Source organism: uncultured Faecalibaculum sp., from assembly GCF_910588395.1.
Classification (GTDB): Bacteria; Bacillota_I; Bacilli_A; order Erysipelotrichales; family Erysipelotrichaceae; genus Faecalibaculum.
Map to the genome: position 1 here is coordinate 21,179 of NZ_CAJUPA010000020.1, position 21,702 is coordinate 42,880.

The 21,702-nt window shown below is 55.5% G+C and carries 23 protein-coding genes and 8 tRNA genes; 18 read left to right on the plus strand and 13 right to left on the minus strand.

All coding sequences use genetic code 11. From position 1 onward, the window contains the following. Positions 1-48: 48 nt before the first annotated feature. Positions 49-705 (minus strand): SGNH/GDSL hydrolase family protein, encoded by a 657-nt coding sequence (locus QZ305_RS06785; RefSeq protein WP_294730973.1) that lies wholly within the window; start codon positions 703-705, stop codon positions 49-51. A 455-nt stretch (positions 706-1,160) separates the two neighbouring features. Between QZ305_RS06785 and QZ305_RS06790 the strand changes: the two genes are divergently transcribed. From QZ305_RS06790 to QZ305_RS06810, 5 genes are all read left to right on the plus strand, one after another. Further along, positions 1,161-2,195 (plus strand): ABC transporter substrate-binding protein, encoded by a 1,035-nt coding sequence (locus QZ305_RS06790; protein WP_294730974.1) that lies wholly within the window; start codon positions 1,161-1,163, stop codon positions 2,193-2,195. Next, the gene (locus QZ305_RS06795; protein WP_294730975.1) at positions 2,192-3,058 is read left to right on the plus strand and encodes an ABC transporter permease; all 867 of its coding nucleotides are present in this window, start codon (positions 2,192-2,194) and stop codon (positions 3,056-3,058) included. The genes QZ305_RS06790 and QZ305_RS06795 overlap by 4 nt, the downstream gene beginning before the upstream one ends. Next, positions 3,051-3,800 carry an ABC transporter ATP-binding protein gene (locus tag QZ305_RS06800; protein ID WP_294730976.1) on the plus strand — a complete coding sequence of 250 codons (750 nt, stop codon included), beginning with the start codon at positions 3,051-3,053 and terminating at the stop codon, positions 3,798-3,800. Before QZ305_RS06795 ends, QZ305_RS06800 begins: the two co-directional genes overlap by 8 nt. Before the next feature lie 139 nt (positions 3,801-3,939). After that, positions 3,940-4,155 carry a hypothetical protein gene (locus tag QZ305_RS06805; protein WP_294730977.1) on the plus strand — a complete coding sequence of 72 codons (216 nt, stop codon included), beginning with the start codon at positions 3,940-3,942 and terminating at the stop codon, positions 4,153-4,155. A gap of 109 nt (positions 4,156-4,264) precedes the next feature. Further along, positions 4,265-6,031: a Na/Pi cotransporter family protein gene (locus QZ305_RS06810; protein ID WP_294730978.1), complete on the plus strand. Its 1,767-nt coding sequence runs from the start codon at positions 4,265-4,267 to the stop codon at positions 6,029-6,031. Positions 6,032-6,220: 189 nt separating this feature from the next. Here the strand turns inward: QZ305_RS06810 and QZ305_RS06815 are convergent, their stop codons facing one another. From QZ305_RS06815 to QZ305_RS06835, 5 genes are all read right to left on the minus strand, one after another. Beyond that, entirely contained in the window at positions 6,221-6,421 is a 201-nt protein-coding gene (locus QZ305_RS06815; protein ID WP_294730979.1) for a hypothetical protein, read from the minus strand. Between the two features lie 161 nt (positions 6,422-6,582). Further along, a tRNA-Gly gene (locus QZ305_RS06820) sits at positions 6,583-6,656 on the minus strand. A gap of 9 nt (positions 6,657-6,665) precedes the next feature. After that, positions 6,666-6,741: transfer RNA gene (locus QZ305_RS06825), tRNA-Lys, on the minus strand. A gap of 3 nt (positions 6,742-6,744) precedes the next feature. Next, positions 6,745-6,820: transfer RNA gene (locus QZ305_RS06830), tRNA-Thr, on the minus strand. Positions 6,821-6,825: 5 nt separating this feature from the next. After that, positions 6,826-6,901: transfer RNA gene (locus QZ305_RS06835), tRNA-Val, on the minus strand. A 148-nt stretch (positions 6,902-7,049) separates the two neighbouring features. Between QZ305_RS06835 and QZ305_RS06840 the strand changes: the two genes are divergently transcribed. The 6 genes from QZ305_RS06840 to QZ305_RS06865 all read left to right on the plus strand — a co-directional run bounded on the left by QZ305_RS06840 (position 7,050) and on the right by QZ305_RS06865 (position 11,567). Next, positions 7,050-7,811, plus strand: coding sequence for a DeoR/GlpR family DNA-binding transcription regulator (locus tag QZ305_RS06840; protein ID WP_294730980.1), 762 nt, complete (start codon positions 7,050-7,052; stop codon positions 7,809-7,811). 7 nt (positions 7,812-7,818) lie between these two features. Next, positions 7,819-8,493 carry a response regulator transcription factor gene (locus QZ305_RS06845; RefSeq protein WP_294730981.1) on the plus strand — a complete coding sequence of 225 codons (675 nt, stop codon included), beginning with the start codon at positions 7,819-7,821 and terminating at the stop codon, positions 8,491-8,493. After that, a complete protein-coding gene (locus QZ305_RS06850) occupies positions 8,486-9,688 on the plus strand; it encodes a cell wall metabolism sensor histidine kinase WalK (protein WP_294730982.1) in 1,203 nt (400 codons plus the stop codon). Before QZ305_RS06845 ends, QZ305_RS06850 begins: the two co-directional genes overlap by 8 nt. A gap of 30 nt (positions 9,689-9,718) precedes the next feature. Then, complete coding sequence (locus QZ305_RS06855; RefSeq protein WP_294730983.1) at positions 9,719-9,958, plus strand: hypothetical protein; 240 nt, start codon at positions 9,719-9,721, stop codon at positions 9,956-9,958. A 122-nt stretch (positions 9,959-10,080) separates the two neighbouring features. After that, positions 10,081-10,959, plus strand: coding sequence for a DUF1848 domain-containing protein (locus QZ305_RS06860; protein WP_294730984.1), 879 nt, complete (start codon positions 10,081-10,083; stop codon positions 10,957-10,959). Next, on the plus strand, positions 10,956-11,567 hold the full coding sequence (locus QZ305_RS06865; RefSeq protein WP_294730985.1) for a uracil-DNA glycosylase family protein: 612 nt from the start codon (positions 10,956-10,958) through the stop codon (positions 11,565-11,567). Before QZ305_RS06860 ends, QZ305_RS06865 begins: the two co-directional genes overlap by 4 nt. A 142-nt stretch (positions 11,568-11,709) precedes the next feature. Here the strand turns inward: QZ305_RS06865 and QZ305_RS06870 are convergent. The 5 genes from QZ305_RS06870 to QZ305_RS06890 form a co-directional block, all read right to left on the minus strand. Then, positions 11,710-11,783 (minus strand) — tRNA-Gly (locus QZ305_RS06870). Positions 11,784-11,795: 12 nt separating this feature from the next. Continuing rightward, positions 11,796-11,871, minus strand: a tRNA-Gln gene (locus QZ305_RS06875). Between the two features lie 11 nt (positions 11,872-11,882). After that, positions 11,883-11,966, minus strand: a tRNA-Tyr gene (locus QZ305_RS06880). A 7-nt stretch (positions 11,967-11,973) separates the two neighbouring features. After that, positions 11,974-12,049 (minus strand) — tRNA-Val (locus tag QZ305_RS06885). 194 nt (positions 12,050-12,243) lie between these two features. Further along, entirely contained in the window at positions 12,244-12,666 is a 423-nt protein-coding gene (locus QZ305_RS06890; RefSeq protein ID WP_294730986.1) for a hypothetical protein, read from the minus strand. Between the two features lie 60 nt (positions 12,667-12,726). Between QZ305_RS06890 and QZ305_RS06895 the strand changes: the two genes are divergently transcribed. The 6 genes from QZ305_RS06895 to QZ305_RS06920 all read left to right on the plus strand — a co-directional run bounded on the left by QZ305_RS06895 (position 12,727) and on the right by QZ305_RS06920 (position 19,135). After that, the gene (locus tag QZ305_RS06895; RefSeq protein WP_294730987.1) at positions 12,727-13,692 is read left to right on the plus strand and encodes a rod shape-determining protein; all 966 of its coding nucleotides are present in this window, start codon (positions 12,727-12,729) and stop codon (positions 13,690-13,692) included. A 166-nt stretch (positions 13,693-13,858) separates the two neighbouring features. Continuing rightward, positions 13,859-14,077: a translation initiation factor IF-1 gene (gene infA / locus QZ305_RS06900; protein ID WP_067558689.1), complete on the plus strand. Its 219-nt coding sequence runs from the start codon at positions 13,859-13,861 to the stop codon at positions 14,075-14,077. 57 nt (positions 14,078-14,134) lie between these two features. Then, on the plus strand, positions 14,135-15,085 hold the full coding sequence (locus QZ305_RS06905; RefSeq protein WP_294730988.1) for a DNA-directed RNA polymerase subunit alpha: 951 nt from the start codon (positions 14,135-14,137) through the stop codon (positions 15,083-15,085). A 63-nt stretch (positions 15,086-15,148) separates the two neighbouring features. Beyond that, positions 15,149-16,891, plus strand: a complete 1,743-nt coding sequence (locus QZ305_RS06910) for an ABC-F family ATP-binding cassette domain-containing protein (RefSeq protein WP_294730989.1) — start codon at positions 15,149-15,151, stop codon at positions 16,889-16,891. After that, positions 16,888-17,835 carry a DMT family transporter gene (locus QZ305_RS06915; RefSeq protein WP_294730990.1) on the plus strand — a complete coding sequence of 316 codons (948 nt, stop codon included), beginning with the start codon at positions 16,888-16,890 and terminating at the stop codon, positions 17,833-17,835. The genes QZ305_RS06910 and QZ305_RS06915 overlap by 4 nt, the downstream gene beginning before the upstream one ends. Before the next feature lie 10 nt (positions 17,836-17,845). After that, a complete protein-coding gene (locus QZ305_RS06920) occupies positions 17,846-19,135 on the plus strand; it encodes a hemolysin family protein (protein WP_294730991.1) in 1,290 nt (429 codons plus the stop codon). 236 nt (positions 19,136-19,371) lie between these two features. Here QZ305_RS06920 and QZ305_RS06925 read toward each other — a convergent pair whose 3' ends face one another. Further along, on the minus strand, positions 19,372-19,950 hold the full coding sequence (locus QZ305_RS06925; protein ID WP_294730992.1) for a TetR/AcrR family transcriptional regulator: 579 nt from the start codon (positions 19,948-19,950) through the stop codon (positions 19,372-19,374). 44 nt (positions 19,951-19,994) lie between these two features. Then, on the minus strand, positions 19,995-21,227 hold the full coding sequence (locus tag QZ305_RS06930) for a PPK2 family polyphosphate kinase (protein WP_294730993.1): 1,233 nt from the start codon (positions 21,225-21,227) through the stop codon (positions 19,995-19,997). 322 nt (positions 21,228-21,549) lie between these two features. Here QZ305_RS06930 and QZ305_RS06935 point away from each other — a divergent pair, with 322 nt between their 5' ends. Next, positions 21,550-21,672: a hypothetical protein gene (locus QZ305_RS06935; RefSeq protein ID WP_294730994.1), complete on the plus strand. Its 123-nt coding sequence runs from the start codon at positions 21,550-21,552 to the stop codon at positions 21,670-21,672. Positions 21,673-21,702: the final 30 nt, after the last annotated feature.

A 21,702-nucleotide genomic window follows, 5' to 3' on the forward strand; every position in this document is an offset into this window, starting at 1 on the left:
TCCTTTCTTTATCAAATTCCTCTCAATTCATGAAGTCAGCTTAACATATCAATGTATGGTCATGTCCTGACAATCGGGAGTACAATGTCCCAACGCCCGGGGCAGCCCGCAGGCAATGTGACGGGCGATTTCCTGCTGTCCCAGCGCTGTGGGATGCATGCCGTCTGCAGCCAGCGGGACAAAGACATTCCACAGATCGATCACGGGAATGTCCGCTGTCAGAATGTCCTGACGGATCCGCTCCAGCCGCCGGTTCAGGGCCGGACGGGCGGTCTTTGGCGGAATCACCGCCACCACTGGCCCCAGTGTTTGCAACCGCTTCACCAGCTGCCGGTATTCCGTGCCAAAACGGGGTGTCAGCTGTTCGGCGTCATTGGTTCCCAGAAAGAGAAGGGTCAGATCCGCCGGACGGGAAAAGGCAACGCGGGCTGCCAGGGTGTTTTCCCAGGCGTTGGGCAGAAAGGACTGAACGGCGGCGCCGGCGCTGCCATAGTTCTCGAACCGGATGCCCGGTAGCTGCTTTTCCAGCAGAGACGGCCAGGAAAGAGTTACCGGATCCTCCAGTCCCCAGCCTTCGGTGATGGAATCTCCGACGCACCGGATGGTGTGAATGCCCGCGGGGAGGGCCGGGCAGCTGCCGGCTGCCAGAGAGCTGTCTGTGCCGGCAGGAGTCGTGTGTGACTGATTTTCGCTGGTATGGTTCATGACTGTATTGTAGATCTGAGGGAAAGTTCTGCCATGCAGTGTGCCTGTGGTTCATGAAAGAATGAAAAATTCTGAAAATTTCTGTATGAAGGTTGAAATCTCTTTTCAGGCGGAGTACCATACAGACAAACCTAAGCGGAAGAGATCAAACGGGAAGATGTGCACAAAGCGAGTCCGGAGCGGTGGAAGCCGGGCGGCGGCAGTCCCGCAAATGGACTTCCAAGGGCGAGGTGAACCGGCAGCAGCCGCAGTATCCAGGCCGGGGCTTTCCCGTTACAGAAAGAAGAATGTGATGGCATTCGCAGAGCGGACATACTCCATGTCAATACAGGTGGTACCGCAGATCCGGAACTGAAGATCTGTCCTGTGTCAAAGTTATTTTGACACAGGACTTTTTTGTTAATAAGGGAAGGGCGCAGGCTGCGAAGCATCGAAGCAAACAGGAGGACAGAACCATGAAAACAAATCTGATCAGAAAACTGGCGGCTGGAACTCTGGCCATGAGCATGCTGGCAGGCTGCAGCCAGGGCACAGCCGGTGCGGAAAGCACCGCAAAGGAAGACAGCTATACAGTGGGCGTGGCCCAGCTGGTGGACCACACGTCCCTGAACACCATCCGGGATGCGATGTTCGATGAATTCGAGAAACTCGGATACAAGGACGATGAAAACTTCACCATTGACTATCAGAACGCTGCCGGTCAGATTTCCAATCTGGATACGATCATGAATGGCTATGCCAGCGAAGGCGTGGATGCGATCGTAGCCATTGCCACACCCACTGCGCAGACAGCACAGAACTATTCCAGCGACACACCGGTGATTTTCTCCGCTGTCTCAGACCCTGTGGGTGCAGGTCTGGTGGAAACGCTGGAAGCTCCCGGCGGCAACATCACCGGAACCAGCGACGAGGTGCAGGTGGATCAGATTGCAGACCTGATCAAAGAGATTTGCCCGGATGCGAAGACCATCGGCATGCTGTACAACGCCGGGGAAGCCAATTCCGTGACAAACACCACAAACTTCAGAAAGTATGCGGAATCTCTGGGCTACAAAGTGGAAGAGGCCACCGGAACGGATCTGACCACCCTGCAGCAGGCGGCCGATGTGCTGGCTTCCAAGGTGGATGTGATGTTCTCTCCCAACGACAACACCGTCGCCTCCGGCATGACAGCCCTGGCGCAGATCGCGCTGGATCACAAAGTGCCGTATTTTGTCGGAGCGGACTCCATGGTGCAGGACGGCGGTTTCGCCACTGTGGGCATTGACTACGAACAGCTGGGCCGGGAAACCGCAAAGATGGTTGTGGATGTGCTCAACGGGAAAAACGCCGGCGAGATTCCTGTGAAGGTGTTCAAGGATGACCTGAATGTCTATGTGAACGAAGCGGCGCTGAAACAGCTGGGAATCGAGCTGCCTGCGGCAGTGAAAGACAATGACAAGCTGATCCTGGTGCAGGAAGACGCACAGGACGGGGACAAAGCCGAATGAGTACAGGCGTGATCATCCGCGCCGTTGAACTGGGACTGATCTTTTCAGTCCTTTCTTTGGGTGAGTACATCACAGTCAAGGTGATGGATTCTCCGGATCTGACGGTAGACGGTTCCTTTGTCACCGGCGGGTGCACAGCGGCAATGCTGACCCTGGCCGGCTATCCCAATCTGGGCCTGGCGGCTGCGTTTGCGGCGGGGCTTCTCTGCGGCTGTGTCACGGCGTTTCTTCAGACAAAAATGAAAATCCAGGGCCTGCTGGCGGGAATCCTGACCATGACCGGTCTGTATTCCATCAACCTGCGGATCATGCAGGGGGCGCCCAATGTCTCTTTGCATGCGGTCCCCAAAGCGACGATACTGGCCAATCCGGCCACTGTGCTCTATGTGCTGATCGCCATTGTGGCAGTGATCGTGGCGCTGATGTACGTGTTCTTCAAAACCAACCTGGGGCTGATGCTGCGGGCGGCGGGGGACAACGAGGAAATGATCCGGTCTTCCTCCGTGAATGTGGATGCCATGAAGTTTCTGGGATTTGCCCTGTCCAACGGCCTGGTGGCGCTCTCCGGGGCGCTGCTGGTGCAGTTCCAGAAATTCGCCGATGTCACCGGCGGCACGGGCATGCTGGTGCTGGGCCTGGCGGGCATCATCATCGGCGAGGCCATATTCCGGCGTTCCGGCATCGGTTTCGGTCTGGCGGCTTCGGTGACAGGTGCGATCCTCTACCGGCTGCTGTACACCTTTGCGCTGCAGCTGGGGTTCCCGGCCACGGACATGAACCTGGTCAGCGCCGTGCTGGTGGCCATCACCATTTCGATCCCCCATTTGCAGAAACTGAAAAAGAAAAGAGGCAGCCATGCTTGAACTCAAGGACGTCAGCGTGATCTTCAATCAGGGCACTTCCCTGGAGAAACGGGCTCTGGACGGGGTGTCCGTGCATATTCCCGAAGGGCAGTTCGTGACGGTTCTGGGATCCAATGGAGCGGGAAAATCCACGTTCTTCAATGTGATCACCGGGGCTGCCCCGGCAGCAGCGGGAACGATTCTGCTGGACGGTCAGGACATCACCGCGCAGAAGGAGCATGTGCGCAGCCGCAGCATCGGCCGTCTGTTCCAGAATCCGGAACATGGCACAGCTCCGCATCTGACCGTGGAAGAGAATCTGGCACTGGCTTATTCCCGCAGCCGCGGTCCCTTCTCCAGAGCCATCCGGAAAGAAGAGCAGGCGCTGTTCCGGGAGAAGCTGAAGAGTCTGGACATGGGTCTGGAAGACCGGCTGAAGACACCCATCGGGCTGCTCTCCGGCGGACAGCGGCAGGCGGTGGCGCTGATGATGGCGGTGCTCAATCCGCCCAAGCTGCTGCTTCTGGATGAACACACCGCGGCGCTGGATCCGAAAAGCGCCCGGAAGATTCTGGAGATCACCAATGATCTGGTGCGCCGGGAGCACATGACCGCGCTGATGATCACCCACAACATGACCGATGCGCTGACCAACGGAGACCGGCTGCTGATTTTCAACGACGGCAGGATCACGCAGGATTTCTCCGGGGAAGAAAAAAACCGGCTGCGTCCGGCGGATCTGCTGGATTTCTACGAGGTATGACGACAGCCGCGCAGGCAGATGGATTTCCCGGCATCAGGTGGCAGAAAGCCGGCATTTGGCTATCCTGACCGGATGGCAGCCGGCTGCGGTTGGAAAAAGGCCTGTGTCAGTGATATATTCAGAATGCGAGGTAAAGAATATGAAAACGATGGCGGAAGAACTCCGGGAGATCCCGGCGAAGAAGAAAATCATCACATCTGTTGAATATGACTGCGGCAGAAAAGACGCAGCGGATGAAGTGTTTGCCACGGTCACCGGAATCGTGACTGACCATCTGGATGAACTGGCGAAGATCACCTTTGACCGCAATGAGGCAGATCACACCTGCCGGGTAGAGCTTACACAGAACGCCTGATACATGAATGACCGAACAGCCTGAACACTTGTTCAGGCTTTTTGCTTGCGGTCATGTATAATGGTCCTGTTCTGCTATGCGCGGATCTTTTTGACAATACGGAGGAAATATGAGTATAAGCACCGTTGTCACGGTTTTGACACTGCTTTCCGGCGTGGCTTTGTTTCTGTATGGCATGCAGCTCATGGGCGAAGGCCTGAAACAGGTTGCCGGCAACAAACTGGAACTGATTCTCTACAAGCTGACCAATACCCCGCTCAAGGGGTTTCTGCTGGGAACTGCAGTGACGGCTGTGATCCAGAGTTCCGGTGCCACCACAGTCATGGTGGTGGGATTCGTGAATTCCGGACTGATGAAACTGTCGCAGGCCATCGGCATCATCATGGGTGCCAACATCGGCACGTCCATCACGGGCTGGGTGATCTGCCTGTCCTACATTGACGGACAGCAGGGGCTTGCCTCGCTGCTGTCCACCGCGACGATTTCCGCTGTGGTGGCGATTCTGGGCATCATTTTCCGGATGTTCATGAAGAAGGACATTTTCCATGCAACGGGAAACATCATGCTGGGATTTGCCATTCTGATGGTGGGCATGCAGACGATGTCCGGGGCTGTTTCCCCGCTGTCCCAGTCGCCGGCGTTCACCTCCCTGCTGACATCCTTCACCAATCCGGTTCTCGGCGTCCTGTTCGGCATCCTAATCACGGCTGTCCTGCAAAGTGCCAGTGCGGCCTGCGGTGTGCTCCAGGCGCTGTCTGTGACCGGCGCCATCACCTTTGCTTCGGCGTATCCGATGCTTATGGGTGTGGGAATCGGTGCGGCGACCCCGGTGCTGCTGTCAGCCATTGGGACGAGCACAAACGGAAAGCGCACTGCCCTGGTGTATCTGCTCAACGACCTGTTCGCTATGCTGCTGGGATCGGTGCTGTTCTACGGATCGGACCTGATTTTCCACTATTCCTTTGTGAATACGGTGATGAATCCCTTCTCGATTGCAGCGCTGAACTCGATTTACCGCATGGCGGCCATGATTCTGCTGCTGCCCTTTGTGAAGCAGATCGAACATCTGACCAAGGTGCTGATCCCCAACACCGAGGACGAGGAAGAAGACAGCGATACTCTGGATCTGCTGGAAGACCGCTTCCTGGATTATCCGGATCTGGCGCTGGCACAGTGTCAGCGGGCGATGGATTCCATGGCGGAAAACGTGGTGAAAAACCTTTCCCGCTCCATGGATCTTCTGGAGAATTTTGATGACAGGAAATTCAACAAGGTACATGAAAAGGAAAAGCGCATCGACAAGTACCAGGACAAGCTGGATACCTATCTGATGCAGATGCTCAAGCGGGAGCTGAGCAACGCGCAGAGCACCGAAGTCTCCAAGTTTCTGCACTGCATTCCGGATTTTGAGCGGATTGGCGATTATTCCTATGAGATGGCCAAAGTCGCCAGAGACCTGTACGAGAAGAAGCAGAGGTTTTCTTCCAGCGCCTGGCAGGATCTGCAGGTGGTGATGCAGGCTGTGACCGAGATTGTGGATCTGACAGTGGACAGTTTCAATACCTCGGACAGACTGGTGGCTCAGCGCATCGAGCCGCTGCGGGTCTGGATCAGCATGCTGTGCAGCGAGGTCCGGCACCGCCGGATCAGCCGGCTGAAGGACACCCGTTCGGGAATCGAAGAAGGGTTTGACTACAATGAACTGGTCAATGAACTGGAACGGATCGCCGATCACTGTTCCAACATCGCGGTCTACATCATTGAAACAGCCAACAACGATCTGGACGTACATGAGTACGTATCCCGGACCAAGAAAGACAAGCGCTCCAAATACAAGGAATATCTGACGGAATACCGGCAGAAATACGCGATATAGAGATTCAGGCCCAGCGGGCAGGAGGAATGGCATATTCCGCTGCCCGCCGGGCTTTTTTTTCGGATGATCAGACGAAGAGCGGGGGCATGCAGCTGGCAGAAGCTGCACAGCAGCGCAGACAGGTGGATGCAGCCTGGCATCTGGATGCTGCGACAGAAAAAGAGAGCATCCGCCAGATTGCGGATACTCTCAGTTTTCGTCCTGGCTGCTGCCGGAAGCCTGCTTTTTGAGCTGCTTTCGCAGGGGGATGCCGGTGATCACCGCCAGCACCATGCAGATCAGTCCTGCATACAGCGCCCAGTCCTGGTTTGCGGCCACGAAGGTGATGAACAGAATCGCCGCCCCAAAGTAGAGGAGTGTGCTGAATATGCTCCAAATCTTGAATTTCATGAACATATACTAGCATACTGCGCAAATTTGAGCGCCAATAGTTTTTTTGCGGGCATAACATTTAGGGAAACGGGCACCCGCGATTAGAATATAGAAGAAGGAACCGAAATGCGCAGTTCCTTCACAAAAAAAGACCGGTTATCCGGCCGAATGTTTCTGAATGGAGCAGGTGATGAGAATCGAACTCACGTAGTCAGCTTGGAAGGCTGAAGTTCTACCATTGAACTACACCTGCAAATAAAAATGGTGACCCGTGGGCGATTCGAACGCCCGACCCTTTGATTAAAAGTCAAATGCTCTACCAGCTGAGCTAACGGGTCACATGGTGCTGACTATAGGACTTGAACCCACAACCTACTGATTACAAATCAGTTGCTCTACCAATTGAGCTAAGTCAGCATGAATGGTGGAGGTTAACGGGCTCGAACCGCTGACCCTCTGCTTGTAAGGCAGACGCTCTCCCAACTGAGCTAAACCTCCATCACAGTGCTCACTAATAATACCAGTCTGCCGGCACAGAGTCAACAGAATTGGTGATATTTTTTGTGCACAATTTTCATGGACGGGTCCAGCCATTCAGAAGCAAGTGTTCCGCTGTGCGGAAACGACTGGAAATCGAGGGATTGTTATGCTGACAAAAGAACGAATTATATATCTTCTCGACCGCCTGGACAGGGATCATATCATTCATGTCAAGGAGATCGCGGAAGAACTGGATGTATCCCAGTCCACGATCCGGAGGGATCTGACCGAACTGGAAAACCAGGGAAAACTGAAGCGTGTCCACGGGGGAGCGATCAAGGGCAGCGTCAGTGAAATCGTTTCAAGGCGCAGAGAACGCAGCGCACCGGAACCCGTCAGGGATGATCCGGCAGCGGTCAGGGCTTTGTGCAAAGCGGCAGCGGATCTGGTGGAGGACGGAGAATGCATCTTCCTGGACAGCGGGGTGCTTCCCGCGGGAATGATCGAATTTCTGGCCAACCGTCCAGTCCGTATCGTCACCAACAATCACCTGGTTATTTCCAGACTGAACGATCCCAAAGCGCAGGTCATTGTCATAGGCGGGGACTACATACCCCGTTATGCCATGAGCGGCGGCGCCATGGCGCTGCATGATATCAGCCAGTTTCAGTTTGACCGCAGTTTTCTGGAGTGTGCGGGCCTGGATCTGGAACGGGAAATGACGTACACGTCAGATCTGGAGTCCCGGGATATCAAGGAGCATGTCATCAACGCGTCTGCCGCGAGCTACCTGCTGCAAAGCGGATCCAGGATCCAGTCCGGAGGCTTTTGCAAACTGCAGCCAGTGAGCAGGTTTTCCAGAGTATTTGTGACGGATGAAGAGAAACTGCCGGTTCTTCCGGCAAACTTCGAGGTCATACAGGTATGATGGAACCATGCGAGTGCTGGTTATTGAAGATGAGGAAACCCTTGCCCGGCTTATAGAGTCGCGGCTGAAGCGGGAGAACTATGAGGTCGCGGTCGCTTTGGAGGGCGATGCGGGGCTTCTGGAAGCTCTTCGCGGTATTTACGACCTGATTATCCTGGATGTGATGCTTCCGGGAACATCGGGATTTGACATTCTGTCCGAACTGAAGCAGCGAAGGATCCCGTCGCGGGTCATCATGCTTACAGCGCGGGGCGCCCTGGAAGACAAGCTGCATGGTCTGAAAGCCGGCGCAGACGACTATGTCACCAAGCCGTTTCACCTGGAGGAACTGGCTGCACGGGTGAATGTGCAGCTGCGTCAGCAGGGGGCAAACGGACGGACTGCCGGTGATCTGGAGCTTGCCGATCAGTCCAATCTTCTTGTCTGCCGCACAACCGGCAAGTCCATCGAACTGTCCGCCAGGGAACTGGGAGTCATGGAATATCTGCTTTCTCATCCACAGCAGATTCTTTCCAGAGACCAGATCCTGGACCGGGTATGGGGACTGGACAGCGATGTGACGGCAAACAATCTGGAGGCGTATCTTTCGTTTCTGAGACGCAAGCTTCATTCCATCGGATCTGCGGCAGCCATCAAGGCTGTCCGGGGACTGGGGTATCGTCTGGAGATCAAGGATGCATGAACTCAGAACCCGCATGCAGACACTGGTGTTTGGACTGGCCGCACTCTTTGCGGTACTGATCCTTGCCCTGGCAAATGGCTTTGCCTACTGGCAGGCCGCGCAGACTGTTCAGGAAAACCTGAATGGTGCCAGCCGCCTGTTCGATGAAAGAGGATACGACAGAGAGTTCGACATCCTTTCGTCACTGCCTGTATGCACGGTTCTGCTGGACCACAGCGGGGAAGTCACCGCCGTGATTGCCCGGGATCCGGATATGGATGAAGAAGACCTGGTCAGGGCCGTCAGCAGTGCCCTGCATCCGGCGTCTGATTTTCTGTATACCGCAAACTATGTCTCCCGGCGTGAGGGAAATGCGATCACCATCGTGGAAACCGGAGAGATTGCCTGCCAGCTGCGGACTGTTCTCCGGGGTTCCCTTGCACTGGGAACCGGACTGCTGGTCCTGCTCTGGTTTGGCACAAAACGGCTGATTCAAGTCATGACAGATCCCATCGCGGAGAGCATTGAAAAGCAGAAGCAGTTTGTAGCGGATGCGTCTCACGAGCTGAAGACGCCGCTGTCTGTGATCCTGGCCAGTGCGGAGGCCATGGAACAGGATCCGCAGCCCCGGTGGCTGCGGGCCATCGTTACGGAATCCGAGCAGATGAACCGGCTGATCACCAGCCTGCTGGACTTGTCCAGAAGCGAGCGTCTGAAGGACAAAGCACTGGTGAATCTGACAGAAACGGTGGAGCAGGCGGCGCTGCCCTTCGAGAGTCTGCTGTACGAACGCCATCTTGGGCTGGTCCTGGATCTGGAGCCGGGGCTGGAAATCATGGGCGTTCGGGAGGATCTGGCCAGACTGACTGCCATACTGCTGGACAACGCCAGCTGCCATGCGGATCCGGACACGGATGTGACGGTCACCCTGAAACAGGCAAAAGACCGGATCATGCTGGAGGTCACGGATGTGGGCGAGGCGATTCCCGCAGGAGAGGAAAAACGGATCTTTGACCGGTTTTACCGGGCGGATGATTCCCGCAGCCGGCACCAGGGACGATATGGACTTGGTCTGGCCATCGCGAAAAACATCACAGAAGGGCATGGGGCTGCTATACAGGCCTCCAGCCGCAGCGGCACAACCACATTTCGGGTGTGGTTTGAACCGCTGAGTGAAAAACAGAAAATCCGCTCCGGCAGAAACCGGAACAGATGAAGCACCGGCATGACCGGCGTGGAGAGAGATATGAAAGACAACAGAAAAATCTGGATCTGGATTGCTGTAATCGTCATTGTGATCCTGGCTGTATGGGGCATTTCCGCCGCCAACAAAAACGAAACTGCAGAAGAAGACAAGATTCAGGAGCAGACCCCGGCAGCAGAGCAGGAAGATTCCGGCATTGAAACCGAAGCACCTGACAGCCAGGAAGAGGCAGATCAGGATGCAGCCACGATTGAAGAAGTGGAAGGCACAGCCCAGGAATAGTCTGAAGACAGATCGCACCAGCAAAGCGCCCGGCACAGACCGGGCTTTCTGCTGTCTGAGGGAATGGATGCACAAACAGCGGTTGCGGGCTGAAAAATGACAGCAAGGCGTACAATGAAGTCATGATACTGAATGTCAGCAGCCGGACAGATATACCGGCGTACTATCTGGACTGGTTTTTCAACCGACTGGAAGCGGGGTTTGTGGATGTGCGCAATCCCTTTCATGAACAGAGTGTATCCAGAATTCATTTCGAGAATGTGGATGCGTTTCTGTTCATCACCAAGGACCCGCGTCCTCTGGCAGCCCGTATGGAAGAAGTGGGAAAACCCTGTGTGGTTCATGTAACCATCACAGGCTACCACAGTGACATCGAACCTGGTCTGCCCGACAAGCGGGAGGTCATTGACAGTCTGAAGAAAATCGCTTCTGTTATCGGCCGGGACAACGTATATGTGCGCTATGATCCGGTTCTGCTCAATGACCGGTACACGGTGGACTATCACAGAACTGCGTTCGAACGGCTGGCTTCGCAGGTGAAGGAGTGCGCCGCGCATATGGTGATCTCTTTTCTGGATGACTGCAAAAATGTCCGGCTGCATCAGCAGGAGACGGGATTCAGACGCCCGGGTCCTGATGAAGTCCGTCAGCTGGCGCAGAGTTTTGCTGCCAGCGGCAGACGTTACGGGCTGGATGTCTATGGATGCAATGAACGGGATATCCTGGCTCCGCTGGGGTTTCGGGACAGTGCGTGTTTTTCGCAGAAAAAAGCCTTCGAGCTCACCGGCAAGGCATTCGGCACCTGGAAAGCCCGCGACTGCGGCTGTGTGAACATGGTGGATATCGGATACTACAATTCCTGTCCGCGGTTCTGCAAATACTGCTATGCGAATTTTGATGAAGCCAGGATCGGGAAGAATGTGAAAAACCATGATCCTGAATCGAGCCTGCTCTCCGGACATCTGAAGCCGGAGGATGTGATAAAGCGGAGGGTGAAATGACGGAACTGGAAACATTGCAGAATCAGCTGAAGGCCTGCAGACACTGTGAAGGAATGCTGGAGCCCAATCCGGTGGTTCATGGCAACGCAGCAGCTCCCATCCTTCAGATTTCCCAGGCGCCGGGGAAGAAGGTGCATGAAACGGGCATTCCGTTCAATGATGCCTCCGGCAGGCGGCTGCGGCGGGAATGGTATCAGATCACAGATGAACAGTTTTACGATCCGGATCTGTTCTATATCACGAGCATGGGACACTGTTATCCGGGAAAAGGAAAAACCGGAGACAGGAAGCCTCCGAAGTGCTGTTATGAAATGTGGACGAGACGGGAAATCGAATGCAAGCCGGATACCAGGCTGATCCTGGTGATTGGACGGGAAGCGGCAGACCGGCTGTTTCCCAAACGGGACTTCACAGAGCTGATATTTGAGGATCAGCAGATCAATGGCGTTCCGTGCTTTGTGCTGCCGCATCCCAGTCCCCTGAATGTCCGGTGGTTCAAAATGCATCCGGAGTTTGAAGAAACGCGGATGCCGCAGATCCGCCGGAAGCTGCATCAGGTCATTGATGAAGCGGACAGGCAGAAAACCACCGGATCCGGGGAATCGTAATATTCTGGCGACGAAAAACCCTGACGCCCAACAGCAGCTTCTGAAACCGGCTGCTGTTTTTTTCTGCCTGTACAGCCGGAAACCCCGCGCACTGTACCGCACAAAAAAAGGATCCGGCATGAACCGGATCCTGAATGTACAATGGAGCAGGTGATGAGAATCGAACTCACGTAGTCAGCTTGGAAGGCTGAAGTTCTACCATTGAACTACACCTGCGCGATCAGCGATTGGCTGGGGTAACTGGATTCGAACCAGTGGAATGCAGGAGTCAAAGTCCTGTGCCTTACCGCTTGGCGATACCCCAAAATAAAAAAATGGTGGAGAGAGGCAGATTCGAACTGCCGAACCCGAAGGAACTGAGTTACAGTCAGCCGCGTTTAGCCACTTCGCTATCTCTCCAAAAAAATGGTGGAGGTTAACGGGCTCGAACCGCTGACCCTCTGCTTGTAAGGCAGACGCTCTCCCAACTGAGCTAAACCTCCGTGTTTCGCTTGACGCTTCTATAGAATACACCGGGATACGGAGTTCGTCAAACATTTTTCAAAAATTTTTATCCGAAATTTTTTCGGGTCATTTTCGCCTGTTTCCGGGAAGACGGATTCGCCGTCTTCAGAGGGATGGATGCCAGGTCACCTGCGGTCCGTTCTGCATCCGGACTGGTGCAGACAGCAGGCGCTTATCCCTCTGGCAGACAGCCCGTCATCTGTTCCATGACAGCCTTTGTCTGGATCAGGAATGCCTGTTTCCACAGTTTCTGCAGACTCTGGCTGTTGATCCGGGCTGCCCGGCCTGCAACGGTATCATTCTGCACCAGAAACAGAGAAGCCCGGACAGATTCCGTGCGGTGACCGAACACGGCTTTTTCCTGCCTGGCCTGCAGCCTGTCTATGATCTGGCTGTCTTCCACATACAGCGTATCCGGATCCTGCATCTGGATGCCCCCGGCATCCTCCGTCACGATGGACAGCGGCACATCGATCTGGCCGAAGACACTTTTCCACTGCAGAACAAGATCGTGATAGCGTCTGCCCCGCTCTGTGCGCAGGGAAGGGAGGACTGCAGTCAGTTCCAGCCCTGTCATCGGGTTTTCCAGCTCCATGATCCCTCACCTCGTTTGCAATCAGCCGTATGGTATAATTCTATCACGTGAGGTACTCCTATGATCAAAGCAGGGATCGATCTGGGCGCCGGCAGCATCCGCATCGTCACGGAAGAAGATGGTGTGGTGTTTGACGAAGCCAGCATGATCGCAATTGACGAAAAGGGGAACTGCCTGGCTTATGGCAATGAAGCGCTGGAGATGAAGGGGGTCACGGATCCGCAGGTTCGTGTGCTGTCTCCAATGCATGATGGCAGAATGGATTTCGAACTGCTGGGAAAGCTGTTCGACCAGCTGTTTTACCAGCTGAAACTCTTCAGAATGTTCCGGAAAACGGTATTCGTTCTGTCCTATCCCTCCGGTCTGAAGCCGGAGGATGTGGAGCAGCTCAAGGAGCAGCTGCTGAAAATGGGTGCCTGGAAGGTGTATTCCGATCAGGAAATCTGGGTGTCCGCCATTGGCGCCCGGCTGGATGTCAGCCTGCCGGTGGCCAGCTGTGTCCTCAATATGGGGGAACGCAGCTGCGACATAGCGGTCTTCTCCCGCAGCCGGATCCGGAAACAGGCAAAATCTGCTGACGCGGGGCTGCGTGTCAAAAGCGCCATCCGCCATTGGCTCCGGGAAAACAGACAGCTGACTGTCTCCGAACTGACGCTGGAAAAGATCTGCCGGCAGCTTGGCTGCGTAACGCCCAGACCCCATCCGAAACAGATGGAAATCTCCGGCATCTCCACCGCAAACCGGGCTGTCCGGCGGGAAATCATCACCGAAAATGACATTGCCCAGGCACTGGGACCCCTCTGCGAGGAATGGGCCCTGTGGATTGTCCGGTTCCTCCGGAGTCTGGAACCGGATCAGCAGCAGGATGTCCGCATGCGGGGCATTGTCAGCTGCGGCGGCACCATGAAGCTGGCCGGGCTTTCCGCCTATCTGCAAAGCGTTCTGGGATGCCCTGTCTATGTAACGGAAGATCCCGCCATGACAGTCACCGACGGGCTGTCGATCCTGATTTCCCGTATGGAATGAACCGCAGAAACTTCAGACAGGCGCCCAGACCCGGTAGGTCCCAGGCTTGTTTTCAGCCTGCCTGTTTGATATTGTAATAGTTGGCTATTTACGACTATGGAGCCGGTTGCCCAACCGGACCGTTGACTGAATTCAGGCACATCATCAAGGAGGCGAATATACATTCATGGCAAAACAGGACATGATCGAGCTGGACGGCGTTGTTGTTGATACACTGCCCAACGCTGCTTTCAAGGTTAAACTGGAAAACGGACACGAAATTCTTGCCCATGTATCCGGCAAGATCCGCATGCACCACATCCGCATTCTGCCCGGAGACCGGGTGACGGTGGAGATTTCTCCCTATGATCTCACCCGCGGCAGAATCACCTTCCGCCGCAAATAAGCTCTCTGCTGTTATGATTTCCGTGAACGGAAACAATATTTAGGAAGAAGGAGAACCATGCAGGAATTCGAACGCGCGACCTTTCACAAAGAATCCCAGGAAGACCGTCTCGACAAGGCTGTTTTTCTGTTTGAACCCCTGGAAAGGGGATTTGGCACCACAATCGGCAACGCCATCTGCCGCACCATGCGTTCCAACCTTCCGGGAACCGGCATTGTCGGCTTCCAGATTGAAGGCATGGAACCCGGCGACACCACCATCAGCGGTCTGCTGGAGGACACCACAGCGCTGATCCTGAACCTGAAGGCTCTCATGCTGACAGGAGACGTGGATGAAGCTGTTCAGCTGCAGGTGCACAAAAAGGGCCCGGCCATCATCACGGCAGCTGACATCATCTGTCCGGAGGAAGTGGAAGTGTCCGATCCGGATCAGATCATCTGCACCCTGACAAAGGGCGCGGATCTGAACATGGATCTGTATGCTGCCAGAGGCACAGGCTACAAGAGCGCTGCGGACAACAGAACCAACTGGCATCTGCCCGAGGATGTTCAGGCCATTGACACGATGTTCACCCCCATCCGCCAGGCAGAGTATCTTTCGGAACCCGCCCGCCTGGGTCAGGACATCAAGTACGACAAGGTGCACATTGATGTCACCACAGACGGCGCCATTACGCCCCTGCACGCCATCAGCGGCGCGGCAGGCATCCTGATGTCCGCCCTGGATCAGATTGTTCCGCTGGCTGATCTGAAGCTGGAAGAATGCTTCACGGTTCAGCTGCCTCAGACGGAAGACAGCCAGAAGCCGGCAACGCAGATGATCGAGGATCTGGATCTGTCCGTGCGGTCCTACAACTGCCTGAAACGGGCTGGCATTCAGACCGTGGAGGAACTGACGCAGAAGACCGAGGACGAAATGATGCATGTCAAGAACCTTGGCAAGAAATCTCTGAAGGAAGTCAAGGACAAGATGACGCAGCTCGGTCTGTCGTTCAAATCTTACGACTGACACCGATACAGCCGGAATTTCCGGCTTTTTTTGACGAAGGCCGACAGCCGGGAAAGGAGCTCTATGTATCTTGCTGCAAAAGACATCACGAAACGGTGGACGGACAGGAATGTCCTGGATCATATCGATCTTGTGATTGAAGAAGGAGACCGGATTGGTCTGGTGGGGGCCAATGGCTGCGGAAAATCCACCCTGCTGCAGATCCTGGCGGGTCAGGAAAGCTGCGAAGGGGAGATTACCTGGCAGAAAGGTCTGAGTCTTCACTATCTGGCCCAGGATCCGGTCTTCACGGAGGATACGGTCCTGAAGGAAATGCAGGCGCATGCAGCCAGACAGCCGGAGCCGATCGAGGAATTTGAAATTTCGTCGATTCTCTCCCGTCTGGAACTGGAAGACCAGCCCATCCGGCAGCTTTCCGGCGGTCAGCGCAAACGGCTGGCGCTTGCCAGGGCCCTGATCACCCGCTGCCAGCTTCTGCTGCTGGATGAGCCCACCAACCACCTGGATGCAGCCATGATCGAATGGCTGGAGAACCGGCTGCGAAAAGACAACCAGACTGTTCTGATGGTCACCCATGACCGCTGGTTTCTGGACCGGACCGTCAATCAGGTTCTGGAACTGGATCAGGGACGGCTGTGGCGCCATGACGGCGGCTATGAAACGTATCTGGAGAATAAAGCCGCCCGCCAGGAAGCGCAGAAAAGTGCCGCTCACAAGCTGGACCGGCTGTACAAACAGGAACTGGACTGGGTGCGGGCCGGGGTTCAGGCCAGAAGCACGAAATCCCGCTCCCGGCTGAACCGGTTCGAAGCCCTGCGTCAGCAGCGGACAAAAGTCCAGGAACGCAGTCTGAAGCTGGTTCCGACTGCCCGGCGTCTGGGAAAGAAGAGTCTGTCCTGGGAGAATCTGTCCTTTGGCTACGGCAAACGGACGCTGTTCCATGACTTCTCCTATCAGATGAAGAAACAGGAGCGGCTTGGCTTCATTGGTCCCAATGGCTGCGGAAAGTCCACGCTGTTCAAAGTGCTGGCAGGAAAGCTCAAGCCGGCAGCCGGACAGGTGGAAACCGGCGAAACGGTGCAGATCGGCTGGTTCGGACAGGGAGAACTCTGCGATGATCTCTCCATGACGGTGATTGCCTTCATTGAAAAAACCGCGCAGACCATCCCCTGGGAAGGACAGGAATACACCGCCGCGCAGATGCTGGAAAAGTTTCTGATTCCCCGCTCCATGCAGCATATGCCTGTCGGACGGCTGTCCGGTGGTGAACGGCGCCGTGTGTATCTGCTGAAAGTCCTCATGGAAGCACCCAATGTGCTGTTTCTGGATGAACCCACCAATGACCTGGACCTGGTCACGCTGGATATTCTGGAAGATTATCTGGACGGGTTTCCCGGAATCGTTCTCACGGTCTCCCACGACCGGTACTTTATGGACCGGGTCTGTGATTCTGTGTTTGTGTTTCAGGAAGATGGCAGTCTGAAGCAGTACATGGGCGGATACACAGAGTACAGGGAGCAGGACAAAGAGGAAAAAGCGGTCCGGAAGCAGACCAGAGGGGACAGCCGTCCGCCGCGCAGGCAGACAGGGCTGACTTACATGGAGAAAAAAGAGCTGGAACAGCTTCCGGAAACCATGGAAACACTGCAGAATGAAATCGATGCATTGAACCAGGCCATGAACACCATGACGGACTTCGACCAGCTTCAGACGCTGACAGACAGACGGGATTTGCTGGACCGGCAGCTGGAAACAGCGGAAAGCCGGTGGCTGGAGCTGGAGGAGAAACAGGAGCAGGCTGCATGACCGGCTCCCGCCTGCACCCGTCCCGAAAGCTCCCGCTGACTCTCACCGCTGTGTTCTGCACCCTGCTGTGGGGATCTGCGGCGCCTTTCATCAAATGGGGATACGATCTGTTCGGAATCACCCGTACCGGGGACATACTCGTATTCGCCGGGATCCGCTTTCTGCTGGCCGGCCTCCTGGTGATCCTGGCAGGAAGCCTGATGGAGCACCGGTTTCTGGCCCCGGAGAAAAAAAGCCTGGGACCAATCATTGTACTGGCTTTTTTTCAGACCTTCGGGCAGTATTTTCTGTATTATCTGGGTGTGTCAAAAGCCAGCGGTGTCAGCAGTGCGGTGATTACCGGAACCGGTGCGTTCATCAGTCTGCTCATGGCGGTGTACGTCTTCCGGTACGAACAGATGACCAGCCGGAAAGCCGCCGGATGTCTGGCAGGGTTTGCCGGGATCCTGGTCATGAACGGTGCCGCTCTGTTTCAGTCAGATGTGGCCTGCGGCGGCGGGGAACTCCTGATTCTGATCAGCCAGGTGTTTTCCGCTGTGAGCGCGGCATTCATCAAGAAGTTCACGCAAAGCCAGAGCGCGGTGATGCTCTCCGGCTGGCAGTTTGCCGCCGGGGGCCTGGCACTGGCAGCCTCCGGACTTCTTGCCGGGGGCTCCATTCCCGCCGGCAGCCTGTCCGGATGGGCGGTGATCCTCTATCTGGCTTTTGTCAGCGCCGCGGCCTATACCCTGTGGGGACTGCTTCTCCGGGAATATCCCCTCTCCCGGGTGGGCATCTACAACTGCCTGATTCCAGTCGCCGGCGTCTTCTGGAGCGCCGCACTTCTGCAGGAAACAGCACAGGCTTTTTCACCCCGGACGCTGGCTGCCATGGGACTGGTGGTCTTCGGCGTGTGGCTGGTCAATCGTCCCGCACCGTCCGGCAATCCCGGACAAAAGGAGTAACAAACAGACTATGTGGATCCTCATTCTCGTACAGGTGGTGCTGATTGCTCTCAATGCGGTCTTTGCCTGCGCGGAAATAGCAGTGCTGTCCGTCAATGAACGGAAGATGGAAAAACTGTCAGCTCAGGGAAGCAGAAGCGCCCAGCGCATTGCGGGATTCCTGAAACATCCCGAAACCTTTCTCTCCACGATCCAGGTGGCCATCACCCTTTCCGGATTTCTGGGGAGTGCCTTTGCCGCGGATAATTTCGCCGGTTCCCTGACAGACTGGCTCCTGGGCATGGGCATCGGCCTGCCCCGGGACGTGCTGTCTTCCATTTCCGTCGTGGTCATCACGCTGATCCTGTCTTATTTCACGCTGATCTTCGGTGAACTCGTCCCCAAGCGGCTGGCCATGCGCAAAAGCGAGTCGCTTTCCCTGTCCATGTCCGGCTTTCTCCAGGGAATCTCCGTTGCCTTCCGCCCCCTGGTCTGGCTGCTGTCCGTCAGCACCAACGCCGTGCTGCGTCTGATGGGCATTGATCCCAATGAGGAAGAGGAACAGGCCGGAGAAGAAGAAATTCTGCTCATGGTGGACTCCGGCAGGATCGAACCTCAGGAAAAACAGCTGATTGCCAATGTATTCGACTTCAATGATCTGACCCTGCGGGAAATCTGCACCCACCGGGTGGATGTGGATTTTCTGGACGCAGACGACACCCTTCAGCAGTGGGAGGAAACCATTCACCAGACCCGCCACTCGCTGTATCCGGTCAGAGGCGAAGAAGAGGAAATACTCGGGGTCCTGGATACCAAGGACTTCTTCCGGATGAAAAACCCGGACAAAGAACAAGTCATGGCTGCCCTGAAACCCGCTCTGTTCGTGCCCGAAACCGTGAAAGCCGACGATGCCCTGGCGCTCCTTCGTCAAGCCCGCAGCAAGCTGGCTGTGGTGCTGGATGAATACGGCGGCATTGAAGGCGTTGTCACCCTGCAGGACCTGGCAGAGGCCATTGTCGGCGTCATGGAAGCAGATGAAGACATACCGGTGATCTCCGGTGACGAAAACGGCTGGAAGATCACCGGCAACGTCAGTGTCTCCGATCTGGAAACCGCAGTGGGGATCACGGTGAAATGCGATGCGGATACGATTACGGGTCTGATCACGGAAATCACCGGTCACATTCTGCAGACAGGGGACACAGTCACGCTGAAGGACAGTCAGCTGATTCTGAAAGTGGAAGCGGTGAAGGACCACGTGGTGGAGCAGGCTGTGCTGTATCCCGCCGCCCGGGAAAAGATCGCCAGCCAGGTGCAGTAGTCATTCAGCAGGGAAGAGGTGCATAAAGCAGATCCTCTTCCTTTTTCCGTTTCTGCCGATGACCGGCTGCGCCGGTGTGACAGGGCATCAGGACCAGGGAAATTCCGGTCTGACCCGATTACCGGACATGGGAACCCACAGTCAATCAGATCCTGGTCCAGACGCAGCAAAGCCGCGGGATTTGTACTTCCCGCGGCTTGTTTGCGCATTTGAGCCTCCTGCCGGTTTCAGCTGCTTCAGACAACCAGCAGAGACCGAAGTGACTTGGCCGCCCGTCTGGCATCCTCCAGTTTCAGAATGCCATGGCGGCTCACTGCTTCGAAGCCCAGACTGCCGGACATGAATAGCAGCCAGAGACCTTCCGCATCCACCTGGCGGAATTCGCCCCGCTGCTGGCCGTAACGGATCAGACTGATGCAGGCTTCCCGGCCCTGATTGAGCATGGTTTCCATCAAGGCCAGCCGGTGTTTCTGCGCCGGATCGGAAAAGAACTCGCAGATGGCCAGAAACAGACTCGCCTGATTCTGTTCAATGTTCTGCAACGTGGTTTCGACAAATTCATCCAGTATATCCGGTGCCGCATCCTGTTGTGCCATCCGTTTCTGCATGGCACTGTGCTTTCGGGCGGGGAGCTGTTTCAGAATCTCCAGAAAAATCTGTTCTGCGCTGTCATAGTGTCCGTACAGCCCGCCCCGGGACAGACTGCAGACCTCGCATATTTCTTTCATGGTCACAGACCGGAAGCCCTTTTCGGCGAACAGAGCCAGGGACTTGTCCAGGATCATCTGTCTGGTTGCCTCTCCTCGTTTACTCATGGAGCTATAATCCGACACTTATGTCGGAAAGTCAAGGAAGGCGTTCAGGATTTGCTGTTCTGATTCTCCGGCTTGTTTCCGGTTTTCCGTTCCGCCGGCTTTCTCCCTCTGGGTCGATGATGCCGGGAATGACGATAGGGGCGGCGTTTGACAGGGGGCTTGGGAGCAGCTGCCGAGCCGGCCGCATCGGGCTGTTCCTGCGGACGGCCGGATGGGGCTGCGTTATCCGGAGAAACATCCTTCTTTTCCTCTCCCGGCCTGACAGGCTGCTCCTCTTCAGGACTGACAGCACTGTTCTTCTCTGCCTGAGCAGGTGCCGCCGGAGCCGTCTCCCGTTCCGGCTGTTCAGCCTGAGCCTGCGGATTCTGCGAAGTGCCGGATTTGCGGTGTTTCCGGGATTTTTTCGGAGTGTCTCCGTCTTCCGCTTCCAGCTCCTCCCTGTACAGTGCCAGCCGCGCTTTCTGTTCCGGCGGCATCACCGGATACCTGGGATCCATTTCCTCCATGGCTTTGCGGATGATCTGGGAAACAAGATAGCGTGTATACCACTTCTTGTCCGCCGGAATCACATACCAGGGAGAGCCGGATGTGGCGGTGGCATTGATGGCATCTTCATACGCAGCCGTATACTGGTCCCAGAGCTTCCGTTCCTTCAGATCGGACTCGGAGAATTTCCAGTTTTTATCCGGATCTTCAATACGCTCCAGGAACCGTTCTTTCTGGGTTTCTTTGGATACGTTCAGGAAGATTTTGACGATCCGGTAGCCGTTCTGACGAAGATATTTTTCGTAGTGCCGGATCTGCTTGTACCGCTTTTTGAAGAATTTGGGATCATCCACGATCCGGGAAGGCATCATATAGGTCTGATGCAGATTCCGGACCTGCACCACCAGAACATCTTCATAGTAGGACCGGTTGTAGATCGCGATTTTGCCCCGCCGGGGAATGTGCCGGTTGACTCGCCAGAGAAAATCATGCGCCAGTTCATCGGATGTGGGCTGCTTGAAGCTGCAGACATCCACGCCCTGGGGATTGATTCCGCTCATGACGTGCTTGATGGTGGAATCCTTGCCGGCAGCATCCCGGGCCTGAATCAGAATGATCAGACCTTCTTTCTGATCGGCATACAGTTTATCCTGCAGTGCCTGGATTGCCAGCTGGTTCACGGTGGTTTTCTGGATGATTTCCTCCTTGATCACCTTGTCCTCTTTGGCACCGGTGTTCATTTTGGACAGATCCAGCTTCCGGGATCCGTCGAATGTGTATTTTTTCAGCATGGTTTGTGCCTCCGTTTTCTTTATTGTAGAAGCCGTGCTCCGTTCAGGACGCTTCCATGACCGTTTTTTCCACCGGTGAAGACAGAAGTCGGTGCCGGTGGTAGGATACAGATGAACAAGAGGACAGACCGATGGACACAGAAACATCCGGAGAACCGGAACCTGAATCCCGCGCGTAGAGGTCCTGAACATTTCATTCTTGGCCCGGTACATCCGGGCCGGTTTTGCATTCAGGCGCTGTTTGCGGACTGGTGGTTCTGACGGTTCATTGCTGACGGCTCGATGAAGGAGAAAAGCAGAAGGAAACAGGAAGGAGAAGAAGATGAGAAGACAGGACAGGGAAATCAGGGACAGGGAAGATATTCTGGATATCATGAAACGGGCGAAAGCTGTCCGCCTGGCATTCAATGACGATCCGGTTCCGTTGCAAACTACTTTGTCATAGTTTACATATCCCCGTTGCCAGGGACAGCTC

Excerpts from the sequence above, each read along its gene's own strand:
- QZ305_RS06785 (WP_294730973.1), bottom strand. The coding sequence starts at position 705 with ATGAACCATACCAGCGAAAATCAGTCACACACGACTCCTGCCGGCACA.
- QZ305_RS06790 (WP_294730974.1), top strand. The coding sequence starts at position 1,161 with ATGAAAACAAATCTGATCAGAAAACTGGCGGCTGGAACTCTGGCCATG.
- QZ305_RS06795 (WP_294730975.1), top strand. The coding sequence starts at position 2,192 with ATGAGTACAGGCGTGATCATCCGCGCCGTTGAACTGGGACTGATCTTT.
- QZ305_RS06800 (WP_294730976.1), top strand. The coding sequence starts at position 3,051 with ATGCTTGAACTCAAGGACGTCAGCGTGATCTTCAATCAGGGCACTTCC.
- QZ305_RS06805 (WP_294730977.1), top strand. The coding sequence starts at position 3,940 with ATGAAAACGATGGCGGAAGAACTCCGGGAGATCCCGGCGAAGAAGAAA.
- QZ305_RS06810 (WP_294730978.1), top strand. The coding sequence starts at position 4,265 with ATGAGTATAAGCACCGTTGTCACGGTTTTGACACTGCTTTCCGGCGTG.
- QZ305_RS06815 (WP_294730979.1), bottom strand. The coding sequence starts at position 6,421 with ATGAAATTCAAGATTTGGAGCATATTCAGCACACTCCTCTACTTTGGG.
- QZ305_RS06840 (WP_294730980.1), top strand. The coding sequence starts at position 7,050 with ATGCTGACAAAAGAACGAATTATATATCTTCTCGACCGCCTGGACAGG.
- QZ305_RS06845 (WP_294730981.1), top strand. The coding sequence starts at position 7,819 with ATGCGAGTGCTGGTTATTGAAGATGAGGAAACCCTTGCCCGGCTTATA.
- QZ305_RS06850 (WP_294730982.1), top strand. The coding sequence starts at position 8,486 with ATGCATGAACTCAGAACCCGCATGCAGACACTGGTGTTTGGACTGGCC.
- QZ305_RS06855 (WP_294730983.1), top strand. The coding sequence starts at position 9,719 with ATGAAAGACAACAGAAAAATCTGGATCTGGATTGCTGTAATCGTCATT.
- QZ305_RS06860 (WP_294730984.1), top strand. The coding sequence starts at position 10,081 with ATGATACTGAATGTCAGCAGCCGGACAGATATACCGGCGTACTATCTG.
- QZ305_RS06865 (WP_294730985.1), top strand. The coding sequence starts at position 10,956 with ATGACGGAACTGGAAACATTGCAGAATCAGCTGAAGGCCTGCAGACAC.
- QZ305_RS06890 (WP_294730986.1), bottom strand. The coding sequence starts at position 12,666 with ATGGAGCTGGAAAACCCGATGACAGGGCTGGAACTGACTGCAGTCCTC.
- QZ305_RS06895 (WP_294730987.1), top strand. The coding sequence starts at position 12,727 with ATGATCAAAGCAGGGATCGATCTGGGCGCCGGCAGCATCCGCATCGTC.
- infA (WP_067558689.1), top strand. The coding sequence starts at position 13,859 with ATGGCAAAACAGGACATGATCGAGCTGGACGGCGTTGTTGTTGATACA.
- QZ305_RS06905 (WP_294730988.1), top strand. The coding sequence starts at position 14,135 with ATGCAGGAATTCGAACGCGCGACCTTTCACAAAGAATCCCAGGAAGAC.
- QZ305_RS06910 (WP_294730989.1), top strand. The coding sequence starts at position 15,149 with ATGTATCTTGCTGCAAAAGACATCACGAAACGGTGGACGGACAGGAAT.
- QZ305_RS06915 (WP_294730990.1), top strand. The coding sequence starts at position 16,888 with ATGACCGGCTCCCGCCTGCACCCGTCCCGAAAGCTCCCGCTGACTCTC.
- QZ305_RS06920 (WP_294730991.1), top strand. The coding sequence starts at position 17,846 with ATGTGGATCCTCATTCTCGTACAGGTGGTGCTGATTGCTCTCAATGCG.
- QZ305_RS06925 (WP_294730992.1), bottom strand. The coding sequence starts at position 19,950 with ATGAGTAAACGAGGAGAGGCAACCAGACAGATGATCCTGGACAAGTCC.
- QZ305_RS06930 (WP_294730993.1), bottom strand. The coding sequence starts at position 21,227 with ATGCTGAAAAAATACACATTCGACGGATCCCGGAAGCTGGATCTGTCC.
- QZ305_RS06935 (WP_294730994.1), top strand. The coding sequence starts at position 21,550 with ATGAGAAGACAGGACAGGGAAATCAGGGACAGGGAAGATATTCTGGAT.